At 35.4% G+C, this 12,379-nt stretch carries 9 protein-coding genes; 5 read left to right on the top strand and 4 right to left on the bottom strand.

What is annotated here, in order from left to right:
- Window positions 1–2 precede the first annotated feature (2 nt).
- The 4 genes from RT250_RS02670 to miaB all read right to left on the bottom strand — a co-directional run bounded on the left by RT250_RS02670 (window position 3) and on the right by miaB (window position 4,564).
- Window positions 3–965: a DUF8458 domain-containing protein gene (locus RT250_RS02670; protein ID WP_313111892.1), complete on the bottom strand. Its 963-nt coding sequence runs from the start codon at window positions 963–965 to the stop codon at window positions 3–5.
- A gap of 10 nt (window positions 966–975) precedes the next feature.
- Window positions 976–1,488 (bottom strand): LptE family protein, encoded by a 513-nt coding sequence (locus RT250_RS02665; protein WP_313111891.1) that lies wholly within the window; start codon window positions 1,486–1,488, stop codon window positions 976–978.
- A gap of 40 nt (window positions 1,489–1,528) precedes the next feature.
- Window positions 1,529–2,812 (bottom strand): sigma 54-interacting transcriptional regulator, encoded by a 1,284-nt coding sequence (locus RT250_RS02660; protein WP_313111890.1) that lies wholly within the window; start codon window positions 2,810–2,812, stop codon window positions 1,529–1,531.
- A gap of 312 nt (window positions 2,813–3,124) precedes the next feature.
- The gene (gene miaB, locus RT250_RS02655) at window positions 3,125–4,564 is read right to left on the bottom strand and encodes a tRNA (N6-isopentenyl adenosine(37)-C2)-methylthiotransferase MiaB (protein ID WP_313111888.1); all 1,440 of its coding nucleotides are present in this window, start codon (window positions 4,562–4,564) and stop codon (window positions 3,125–3,127) included.
- A gap of 326 nt (window positions 4,565–4,890) precedes the next feature.
- On the opposite strand from miaB, the gene topA reads away from it, so the two are divergent.
- The 5 genes from topA to porM all read left to right on the top strand — a co-directional run bounded on the left by topA (window position 4,891) and on the right by porM (window position 12,375).
- Window positions 4,891–7,407: a type I DNA topoisomerase gene (gene topA, locus RT250_RS02650; RefSeq protein ID WP_313111886.1), complete on the top strand. Its 2,517-nt coding sequence runs from the start codon at window positions 4,891–4,893 to the stop codon at window positions 7,405–7,407.
- Window positions 7,407–8,570, top strand: a complete 1,164-nt coding sequence (locus RT250_RS02645; RefSeq protein WP_313111884.1) for a formimidoylglutamase — start codon at window positions 7,407–7,409, stop codon at window positions 8,568–8,570. The genes topA and RT250_RS02645 overlap by 1 nt, the downstream gene beginning before the upstream one ends.
- Before the next feature lie 109 nt (window positions 8,571–8,679).
- On the top strand, window positions 8,680–10,053 hold the full coding sequence (gene porK / locus RT250_RS02640) for a T9SS ring complex lipoprotein PorK/GldK (protein WP_313111882.1): 1,374 nt from the start codon (window positions 8,680–8,682) through the stop codon (window positions 10,051–10,053).
- A 58-nt stretch (window positions 10,054–10,111) separates the two neighbouring features.
- A complete protein-coding gene (gene porL / locus RT250_RS02635) occupies window positions 10,112–10,771 on the top strand; it encodes a type IX secretion system motor protein PorL/GldL (RefSeq protein WP_313111880.1) in 660 nt (219 codons plus the stop codon).
- A gap of 41 nt (window positions 10,772–10,812) precedes the next feature.
- A complete protein-coding gene (porM, locus tag RT250_RS02630) occupies window positions 10,813–12,375 on the top strand; it encodes a type IX secretion system motor protein PorM/GldM (protein ID WP_313111878.1) in 1,563 nt (520 codons plus the stop codon).
- Window positions 12,376–12,379: the final 4 nt, after the last annotated feature.

The raw sequence follows: 12,379 nt of genomic DNA, 5'->3' as shown, positions 1-12,379 counted from the left end.
GATTATTCTGTATTAGTCAATTTTTCTATCGCTCGAATTTGGTCTGCAAAGAAACCACTTTTTTCGGGATTTTTCAAAATTAATATTTTATATGCTTGAATTGCCTTTCTGTAGTTCTTTTGTTGTAAATAAACTTTGGCTAGAGTTTCGGTCATTAATGAATTTGAACTCTGTGCGAAATCTGTAAGTAACGCTTTATTACTAGGATTGTCAGGACTATGTGTTCCAGAATGTGAAGACTTCTCTGAATCGGCAGAAGGAATTATTTTTGGTCGTTCCTGAATAAATTTATCAATAAGTTGAAGTTTTCGTTCTTTTTCTTCCTGATTTATAGTGTCTTCATAGTTTGATTCTGTTAAAGAATCATCTTCTTTTTCTTTTTTAGAAGCTGTTTTTATAGATTCCTCTTTTCGGTCAATCGGCTTTGCTTTCGTTAACTTTAGCCATTCGGAAAATGAATGAGTGTCACTTTTTGTAAATTCTAAAGGCTTATCGGTTTGTAATTCGTCTTTAAGCCTTTCTTCCTTCTCTTTATTTTTTTCAATTACGTCTCGAGCTTTTCTTTGAAATAACTCTGGGTTTAGAATATCCTCAGCTTTTTTAATTTCAGCATTTAAAAGACGTTCGTTTTCTTCTTTTACTTCGTCGTTGATGTTTTCTGAAACAACATTTATTTCGTTCACAGAATCATCGTGCTGAAGAATAGTTTGTGAAATTTCATTTTGTATAAACTTCTCTGAAGTTATATATTGAAAAAGAATATCTCTATCGGTAGTGTGTGCGGCAGTTAATTTTAAGGCATCATTGTAAAGAAAGCTGTCTTGGTCCTTTAAACCTTTTAATTGTAAAGCACGTGCACTTTGAAAATAAGGATATTTTCTAATTAATAAATCTAAAGCAGCCAGGTCCTCAGAAGTTAGATTCTGTGGATTTGCAAGTAGATATGTATAGTTCGAAATATTCAAAATTTTAATTTTACCAATTTGCGAGCGACTTATTAAATATATCTTGTGTTATTCTTTCAAAAATTATATCGATGGCAGCATCTAATTTCGATCCTGTTAATTGTGTCTGACCGTCATAATCATAGTAGAAACTAAAAGATTGTTCAAAATCTTTTAAAGGTTCCTTTGTATTGTAAAACCTAACACTCACCGAAATAGTCAATCGGTTTTGCGCAGCTGTGCTATTTGATGTTGCCGTAATAGGTGAAATGTAATATTGTGTAATTTCACCTTCATACACTAAATCCCCATTGTTATTTACAAGGTCTAAACTGGTCTGGTTTAATAATAAATCTTGTAATTTTTGTGTGAAATCACGATTTATTCCAGGCTCTACAATAGGTGCATTATTTTGAAAATAACTTACTTGAACTGTTTTCGTGGTGTTGTAGTTTATGTCGGCACCTGTAAATGAATATGGGCCACAACTATGTAGGGAAATAGCCACAATAAAAAAAACTAAAACTGAAAATATTCTTGACATCTAAATAAAAATAATGTTTCTATAAACAACCAACGACTAATTATAAGTTATACTGTTTAATCTTTCGATATAGCGTTCTTTCGGAAATTCCTAACTCTTCCGCAGCGTCTTTTCGTTTTCCACCATACTTCTCGAGTGATTTTTTAATTAACTCTAATTCTTTTTGTTGAAGTGATAAGTTTTCTTCCTCCTCAATATCTTCGGCATATTCGTATTTATCCTTTTTTTCTGGTTCTGAGGCGTGTTCAGGAATGCTAAATACTTCAACATTGGTTTCCGTTGCGATATTCTCTTCCTCAATAATTGAGGCTAATTCTTCTTCGGCTTCCGTTTCGTCTGAATATATTTTATTGATTAAGGATGATTGTTCTTCTTTAACTTTGGCAGCGTTTCCGCTTTTCATTAATTCCAAAGTTAGTTTTTTAAGATCATTTACATCGCGTTTCATATCAAAAAGCACTTTGTAAAGTATTTCGCGCTCACTACTAAAATCGCTTTCAGATTTTTTAGCGTTAACTATGGCAGGAAGATTACTTCCCATATCTGGTAAATAATGCTTTAAAGTTTCATAGGAAATTTCTCTATTCTGCTCTAAAACTGAAATCTGCTCAGCCACATTTCGAAGTTGACGAATATTTCCACCCCATCGATATTTTAATAACAATTCAATTGCATTATCATCTAGACGAATTGTAGGCATCTTGTACTTTTGAGCAAAATCGGATGCAAATTTTCTAAACAGCAAATGAATATCCTCCTTTCTTTCACGAAGTGGAGGTAGGTTTATTTCAACTGTACTTAATCGATAGTAAAGATCTTCACGAAATTTTCCTTTTTCAATGGCTTCAATCATCTTTACATTAGTAGCGGCAACAATACGGACATCGGTTTTTTGGGTAGATGAAGACCCTACTTTTAAAAACTCTCCGTTTTCCAAAACTCTTAAAAGTCGCACTTGTGTTGGCAATGGAAGTTCTCCAACCTCATCAAGAAAAATGGTCCCACCATCGGCTACTTCAAAATATCCACTTCTAGTTGTAGTGGCACCCGTAAATGCACCTTTTTCGTGACCAAAAAGTTCACTGTCAATGGTGCCTTCAGGGATTGCACCACAGTTAACGGCAATATATTTTCCGTGCTTTCTGTGAGAAAGTGAATGAATAATTTTTGGGATACTTTCTTTTCCAACCCCACTTTCACCCGTAACCAACACCGAAATATCTGTTGGAGCTACTTGAATAGCTTTTTCAACAGCCCTGTTTAGTTTAGGGTCGTTGCCTATTATTCCGAATCGTTGTTTTGTTGCTTGTATGCTGCTTTCCATAGTAATTTTATGTCATTCAACTTTGCCTGTTATGAGGCTTTATAGCCCCAAAATATTCCTCAGCAGTATTCTATTTTATATTTTATTAAACTCGTAAACTAATTCTTTAACTACTACCCTTATTAGTTATCCTATGAAAAAGTCTTCATAAAAATTTTCTGCTATCGTTGTTATGTTACTTGTTAACATCATACTAAGATCTTATTTATCTTTATTCAGCTCTTTAGACTGTGAATTAACGTTATTAGATTTTGCTAACATTAATAAAATTACAGTAAAATGAACTAAAATACATTTTTTGATTTATTAGTTCTAAGCAAGTCCTATAGCTTCGCCAATAAGTGTTGCAGTAGTACAATCGGTTACTTTAACCTTTACAAAATCTCCAGGTTTATAATTTTCTTTAGGGAAAACAGCTACATTATTATGTTCCGTTCTTCCGCTCCATTCATCTGCATTTTTTTTTGATTCTTTTTCTATTAAAACTGTTACCGTTTTACCCAAAAAAGATTCTGTGCGAAAAGCGCTGTGTTTTTGTTGGAGATTTACTACTTCTGTCAATCTTCTACTCTTAATTTCTTCAGGAACATCATCTTCCAATTTACGAGCTGCTAATGTTCCAGGTCTTTCAGAATATTTATACATATAACCAAAGCCGTACTTAACATATTCCATTAGGCTTAAGGTATCTTGATGATCTTCTTCAGTTTCAGTTGGAAACCCTATAATCATATCCTGAGAAATGATACAATCTGGAATAATTTCCCAAATTTTGTCAATTAGCTTCATATACTCTTCACGAGTGTGTTGACGGTTCATTTCTTTTAGAATTCGCGTGCTCCCACTTTGTACTGGAAGGTGAATATGGTTACAGATATTACTGTGTTTTGCTACAACGTGTAGCACATCTTCCCCCATATCCTGCGGATTACTTGTTGAAAAGCGAATTCTCATTTTAGGTTGCGCAATAGCAACTAAATCTAATAGTTGAGCAAAATCTGTAGCCGTAGCTTTTTGCATTTCTGAAGCATTTTTGAAATCTTTCTTCAGACCGCCACCATACCATAAATAACTATCTACGTTTTGACCTAAAAGAGTTATTTCCTTATAACCTTCTTCGGCTAGATCATTAATTTCATTTAAGATACTGTGAGGATCACGACTGCGTTCTCGTCCGCGTGTAAATGGCACTACACAAAAAGTACACATATTATCGCAACCTCGAGTAATACTTACAAATGCAGTAATTCCATTTCCTCCTAAGCGTACAGGGGAGATATCGCCATAGGTTTCTTCTTTTGAAAGAATAACGTTTACAGCTTCTCGACCTTCTTCTACTTCTTGTAAAAGGTTTGGAATGTCTTTGTATGCATCTGGACCAACAACAAGATCGACAATTTTTTCTTCTTCAAGAAGTTTTTCCTTCAATCGCTCGGCCATACAACCTAACACCCCAACTTTCATTTTTGGATTGCTATTGCGTTTTACTGCATTGTATTTTTCTAATCGCTTACGGATAGTTTGCTCTGCTTTGTCGCGTATTGAACAGGTGTTCACTAAAACCAAATCTGCTTCTTCCATCAGATTTGTGGTGTTATATCCCTGATCAGCAAGAATAGAGGCTACAATTTCACTATCGCTAAAGTTCATAGCGCAGCCGTAACTTTCTAAATATAATTTTTTAGAATTCTCCTTTTTTGCTTCTAAAATTAAGGTGTTCCCTTGTGCTTTTTCGTCTATTGTCTTTTCCATAAAAAATCAAACTTCAATACAAAACAGTCCGTAATATATTTCCTGCAAAGATACAATTAAATGCTTGCGGTGACAAAGTGGCAGATTGCTTTTTATTTAATTTTATTTGAGACATAAAAGAAACAATAAATATATAGGTATAGTTATTAAGTTTTCGTTTATTCGTGCTTGTTGGCTGAATTTATTGTTGTAGTTTTTTCTCACAAATCTCAGTTGATAACTAGGTGTTTTTAGCTGAAATAATGTGGATTGTATTCAATTATTACAAGCAAAATCTTTCGTATTAAAAAAATCATATACTTTTGCAGTCTTAAATAAAATAGGATATGGCAAAGAATTTAGTGATCGTTGAGTCCCCTGCAAAAGCAAAAACCATTGAAAAATTTCTTGGGAAAGATTTCAAAGTGTCCTCGAGTTTTGGACACATTGCAGACCTTCCTTCTAAGGAATTAGGAGTAGATGTGGAAGGGGATTTCACACCTAAATATATAGTGAGTAGCGATAAGAAAAAGTTGGTGGCGGAGTTAAAAGCACTTTCTAAAAAAGCTGAAATGGTTTGGCTAGCAAGTGATGAGGATCGTGAAGGAGAAGCAATTGCTTGGCACTTGGCTGAGGAGTTAAAACTAGATGAAGACAAGACTAAGCGTATCGTTTTTCATGAAATTACAAAGTCAGCAATTTTAAATGCAATAGAAAACCCACGCCAAATTAATTACGATTTGGTAAACGCCCAACAAGCGCGTCGCGTTTTAGATCGCTTGGTGGGGTATGAACTTTCACCAGTGCTTTGGAAAAAAGTGAAAGGTGGACTTTCTGCCGGTCGTGTGCAATCGGTTGCAGTGCGTTTAATTGTTGAGCGTGAGCGTGAGATTGAATCGTTTAACCCTGTAGGATCGTATAGAATTGATGCTGAATTTACCACACTAGATGGTAGTAAATTTAAAGCAAAACTTCCAAAAAACTTTGAAACTGAAGCTGAAGCTCGTGAATTTCTTAGAAAGAATTTAGCGGCAAGTTATAAAATTTCAGATCTAACTAAAAAGCCTGCAAGCAAATCGCCTGCAGCACCCTTTACTACTTCAACATTGCAGCAAGAGGCAGCGCGTAAATTGTATTTTTCAGTTGGAAAAACAATGACTATCGCTCAACGTCTTTATGAGGCTGGACTTATAACCTATATGCGTACCGATAGTGTTAACCTTTCTAAGGACGCAAAAAACGCAGCTCAAAAAGAAATTATTAAATCCTACGGGAAAGAGTATAGTAAACCTCGTGACTATAAAGGGAAAAGCAAAGGAGCTCAGGAAGCTCACGAAGCTATTCGTCCTACCGATATGAGTCAGCATACCATTACTGGCGACCACGATCAAGCACGTTTATACGATTTGATTTGGAAAAGAACTTTGGCTTCACAAATGAGCAATGCCCAATTAGAGCGAACCAATGTTAAGATTGATGTGCTTTCCAAAGAAAAAGTATCAGAGAATTTTACTGCAAATGGTGAAATGATAAAGTTTGATGGTTTCCTAAAAGTTTATTTAGAAGGAACCGACTTTGAAGAAGAAGAGCAAGACGGTATGTTGCCTAATATGAAAGAAGGCGATTCGCTTGAAAATAATTACATAACAGCAACAGAGCGATTTACTCGTGCTCCATATCGTTTTACAGAAGCTTCGTTAGTTAAGCAATTAGAAGAGCTTGGTATTGGTAGACCTTCTACGTATGCGCCAACTATTTCAACTATTATTAGTAGAAACTATGTTGAAAAAGGTACTGTAGAAGGGGTTGAACGTAAATACCTTCAGCTTACTCTTGAAAAAGAAAATATTAAAGACAAAACTTTAACCGAAACAGTAGGATCGGATAAAGGCAAGCTTGTTCCAACTGATATTGGAATGATAGTAAATGACTTTTTGGTAGAGCATTTTGAAAATATCTTAGACTATAACTTTACTGCTAAAGTAGAGCAAGACTTTGATGATATTGCCGAAGGGAAAGAGGAGTGGACGAAAATGATGAAGGAATTCTATGAAAAATTTCATCCACGCGTAGAAGATGTTGAGAAAAATGCCGATCGTGAAAGTGGAGAGCGAATTTTAGGGGAGGACCCAGAAAGCGGACGAACTGTATTGGTTCGTTTGGGTAAATATGGACCGATGGCTCAAATTGGTGCTCCTGACGATGAAGATAAAAAGTTTGCAAGTTTACGTCCAGACCAACAATTGCATTTAGTTACCTTTGAAGAGGTGATGGATCTTTTTAAACTTCCAAAAACCTTGGGTGTTTACGATAATGAGGAAGTTGAGGTTAACAATGGTCGTTTTGGTCCTTATGTTCGCTTTGGTAAAACATTTATTTCTCTTCCAAAAGGAATGGATCCGTTAGATGTGGATATGGCTTTTGCAAAAGAACTTATTGAGGAGAAGAAAAAAGCAGATGCTCCAATATATACATATGAAGACTTACCGGTTCAAAAAGGTGTAGGTCGTTTCGGCCCATATATAAAATGGAATGGGATGTTTATCAATGTGAATAAGAAGTATGATTTCGATAATCTTACGGATGAGGATATCGTTAAGTTAATTGAAGATAAAAAGCAAAAGGAGATTGATAAGCTAATCAACGAGTGGCCAGAAGAGAAAATTAGAATCGAGAAAGCTCGTTGGGGACGTTTTAATGTTATTAAAGGAAAAGTAAAGGTGGAATTGCCAAAAGGGACTGAAGCCGATAAAATAACGTTAGAAGAAGCTCAAGAAATGCTGGCAAAAAAAGCTCCTAAAAAGAAGGCAGCTACCAAGAAAAAGACTACAACTAAGAAAAAAGCTTCAGCCAAGAAAAAATAATGATTGAATTTTTAACCCCTGTTTCTAAGAAGGTTTTGGCGGACAGAGAATTGCTGCCGCTAGGAACGTTAGGCAAGCAACTAGAAGTACACGCCGAAGTTGGCGATTTACCTGACTTAAAAAACGGTTCGTTTGCGATTTTTGGTGTTAAAGAAAATCGTGCGGATGTCAATTACATTGGTGAAGAACTGTGTTTTGATGACTATCGAAAAGCGTTTTATTCGTTGTATCCCGGAAATTGGAAACACAGAATAATTGATCTTGGCGATATTGAAAAAGGAAATTCAGTTGAAGATTCAAGATTTGCCGTTAAGGAGGTTGTCACTGCGCTTCTGCTAAAAAAGATAGTTCCACTAATTTTGGGTGGAAGTCAAGATATGGCTTATGCGCAATATCGCGCGTATGATAATCTTGGCGCTATGGTGAATGTTGTTAATATAGACAATCGTTTCGACCTTGGTAATGCCGATCTTCCAATATCAAATAAATCGTACGTTGGAAAAATGGTGGTGGATAAGCCTTATAACCTATTTAATTATAGTGTATTAGGATATCAATCATTTTTTAACGCTCCGCAGGAGATAGCTTTAATGGATAAGTTGTATTTTGACGCTTATAGATTGGGAGAGGTTTGTGCCGATACAACTGTGATTGAGCCAATACTAAGAGATGCAGATATGGTGGCTTTGGATGTAACTGCAATAAAAAACTCAGAATTAAGTTATAAAACTAACGAGAGTCCTAACGGATTTGATGGTCGAGAGATTTGTACGATAGCTCGTTATGCAGGAATTAGTAATAAAGTTAAATCATTTGGAGTTTACGAATTGAGTAATGCTGTTTATGGAAAAAGTAGTGCAATGCTTATAGCGCAAGTATTGTGGTATTTTATTGAAGGTTTTAACTTCAGAATTGCAGATGATGACTTTGATAATGAGAGACTTTACACCTCCTATAAAGTGCCGATTGACGATGAATTGTTGGAGTTTAAAAAGAGTAATAAAACTGAGCGATGGTGGATTGTTTTACCATTTATTTCAAATGTTAATAATAAATTAAAAAGCCAAACGTTATTACCTTGCACTTACAGCGATTATTTGAGTGCGTGTAATCAGGAGATTCCGGAAAGGTGGTTGAAAGCCCGCCATAAAAATGAAGTATAATTAATCAACACATTGTAGATTATAGAGGGTTTTGTAAAAAAAAATTGTTTATTAAAAATTTTATAAATAGGTTTACGCCCTTTAAAATTGAAATTTAACCAAAATACCTATGAAGAAATTTATTGCATTAACTGCGATCGTTGCCTTTTTATTCAGTTGTAACTCCGGAGATAGAGGAGAATTGGTTGGGGTAAAAGGTAAAAAATGGTATCCACTAAAACCTCACGGTATGACACTTGTTCCAGGTGGGTCTTTCATCATGGGGAAAAGTGATGATGATTTTGTTGCCGTTAATGATGCACCGCCGAAAACTGTAACTGTTCGTTCATTTTATATGGATGAAACTGAAATTACAAACTCAGAGTACAGACAATTTGTAAATTGGGTACGTGATTCTACGGTTCGTCTTCGTCTAGCTATTATGGCAGATGAAATGGGAGCAACACCAGGAGATGATGGTATAGGAGAATTTGCATTTTTAGATCAAGAAAATGAAGAAATGACACCTTATGACCAATATATGTACGATAACTACTTTGGGATGGGAGAGGATTTCTATGCTGGTAGAAAAATTAACAATAAAGTAGACCTTATTTGGGATACCGCGGAATATCCAGATGAATTCTATAGTGAAGTAATGGATACTATGTATATCCCATCAGAAGAAGCTTACAACGGTCAACGTACTATTGATGTAAGTAAACTTAATTTCCAATATACCTATATGGATATTGAAGCGGCTGCTAGAGATAGAAGTAAGAGAAGAAAAGATTTTATTATAAAAGAAGAATTAAATATTTATCCTGATACAACTGTTTGGATTCGCGATTTTAACTATTCTTACAATGAACCAATGCATAACGATTACTTTTGGCACGAAGCTTATGGAAATTACCCTGTGGTTGGTGTAAACTGGAAACAAGCAAAAGCTTTTTGTGCTTGGAGAACTTTATATAAAAATGCATATCAAAAATCTAAAAAGAAAAACCACGTAAATTCATTCCGTCTTCCTGGTGAAGCTGAATGGGAATATGCGGCTAGAGGTGGTCTAGAATCAGCTACATACCCTTGGGGAGGACCTTACACTAAAAATGATAGAGGTTGTTTTATGGCTAACTTCAAGCCTTTACGAGGTGATTATGCTGCAGACCAGGCGCTTTATACTGTAGAAGCAGATGCTTATGAAGCTAATGACTTCAACCTATATAATATGGCTGGAAACGTTGCGGAGTGGGTAGCTTCTTCTTACGACCCTTCTTCTTATGACTTTAGCTCTACAATGAATCCTAACGTGAACGACCCAAAAAACTTGCGTAAAGTTGTTCGTGGTGGTTCTTGGAAAGATGTAGCATACTTCCTGCAAGTGAGTACTAGAGATTACGAATATGCAGATTCTGCACGTAGTTATATAGGATTCAGAACTGTACAAGATTATATGGGTACAGACGTAGTATTAAATCAAAATTTTGGCGACGCTCGCTAATTAAACATAACAACTAACACAATTATTAACAAAAACCCTCAACTAAATCTTAAGTATTATGGCAAAATCAAAATCATCCAAAAAACTATTTAACATGGCCTACGGGCTTGGTGCATCAGTTGTAATTATCGGTGCGCTTTTCAAAATTACCCACTTTGAAATTGCTGGTATTGGAGGTAACTTATTATTAACTATTGGTTTGGTTACTGAGGCAATTATTTTTGCTATATCTGCTTTTGAACCAGTTGATGATGAATTGGATTGGTCTTTAGTATATCCTGAATTAGCAGGTGGTGCTGCTGGAGCATCAGGTAGAAGAGCTATTAGCGAACAACCAGAAGAAACTCAAGGAATGTTGTCTAAGAAATTAGATAGTATGTTAAAAGAAGCAAAAATCGATTCAGAATTAATGAGTAGTTTGTCTTCTAGCATCCGTTCTTTCGAAGGTGCCGCAAAAGGTATCGCTCCAACTGCAGAAGCAATGAGCTCTACTAAAAAATACAGTGAAGAAATGGCTCTTGCTGCTGCTCAAATGGATTCATTAAACAGTCTTTATAAAGTACAAATAGAATCAACAAGCCGTCAAACAGACGCAAATAAAGAAATTGCTGAAAATGCTGAACAGCTAAAACAGCAAATGCAGAACTTAGCAACTAACCTATCATCTCTAAACGGTGTTTACGGAGGTATGCTTTCTGCTATGTCAACAAAAAACTAATAGGTTTTCACCTTAATTATTAATCTTTAAATAGAATAAAAATGGCAGGAGGAAAACTATCCCCAAGGCAACGAATGATTAACATGATGTATTTGATATTCATCGCGATGATGGCGTTGAACATGTCAAAAGAAGTGCTTTCGGCTTTTGGTTTATTAAATGAACGTTTAACAGAGTCTAATACTGCAGCAGAGGCACGTAACAATGCTTTTATGGAGAATTTAGCATCAAAAGCTGTTGAACAACCAGAACAATATGGTGAAGTAAAGGAAAAGGCTGAACAGATTAGTCAAATATCTGATGAGTTTGATTCATACTTAGAAGGTCTTAAAAGTGAAATGATGAGCACTATTAAACCTGAAGATGCTGAAAGCTATGAAATGCAAGATAGATCAGACTTTTTAGATCAAAAACTTTTTAATGGCGACAAGTACACAAAAGCTGGACAAGAATTTTTAGACCAAATAAATAATTATAAAACTAGTATACTTTCAGTTATTGGTGAAAACAAGAGATATGCTAATATAGCAGCTGATGTTTCTAAAAAATTCGCAACTGAACCTGTAAAACGCGGTGACGGTGTTACATTACCGTGGTTAAACTACCACTATGAAGGTTTCCCTATGGTTGCTTCTAGAACTAAGTTAACGCAGATGCAGAGTGATATCAAAACTACTGAGAACGAGATTTTATCAAATATGTTAGCAGGACAACAAGCTGCTGCATTGTCTTTTTCTCAATACAACACACTGTTAGAAACTAGTAAGACTGCTTATTATGCAGGTGAGAAGTTTGACGGAGGTATTGTGTTAGGTCGTAAAGATCCAAATACTAAACCTAACGAAGTTAAACTTACATTAGATGGTAAGCCATTAAGTGCAGATCAATACTCTATCCAAAATGGTAAAGTAATGCTTAATATTACTGCAGGTTCTCCAGGTGACCATAAAATTGAAGGAGATTTAATCTTCTTAGAAGATGGTAAAGAAACTAAGGTTCCTGTTAACTTAGGATTCTCAACAATTTCAAAACCTAATTCTGCTGTAATTGCTGCCGATAAAATGAATGTAGTGTATCGTGGTGTAGACAACCCAATGACGGTTTCTATTCCTGGTATTCCAGATAATAAAGTTAACGCTTCTGCTCCAGGTTTATCTAAAGTTTCAGGTAGTAAATACGTGATGCGTCCAGGATCTGGAAGAACAGTAACAATTACTGCTAGTGGTACTTTACCTGATGGAACAGGTGTGAGAACACCTGCTGAATTTAGAATTAAAGATATTCCTGCACCAGTTGGAGCTATTAGAGGTGAAACTGGTTTAGTAAGAATGCAACGTCAAGGGTTAGAGATTTCATCTGTATCTGCAGTATTAGAAGACTTCGATTTTGACATTAATCTAAATGTTTCAGGCTTTAGTCTAAAAGTGCCAGGGCAACCAACTGTACGTGTTAACGGAACTAAGTTGAATGGTGCAGCTAAAAGTGCAATTAGAAAAGCTGGAAGAGGTGAAACCGTTCAGATTTTCGATATTAACGCAAAAGTTTCTGGTAGTGGTGTAATGCTTAAGAAAACCGCTCCAGTAATTATCGAATTGACAAATTAAAAAA

The organism is Aequorivita sediminis (assembly GCF_032080575.2).
GTDB lineage: Bacteria > Bacteroidota > Bacteroidia > Flavobacteriales > Flavobacteriaceae > Aequorivita > Aequorivita sediminis.
This window is presented reverse-complemented; position numbering and strand designations above follow the sequence as displayed.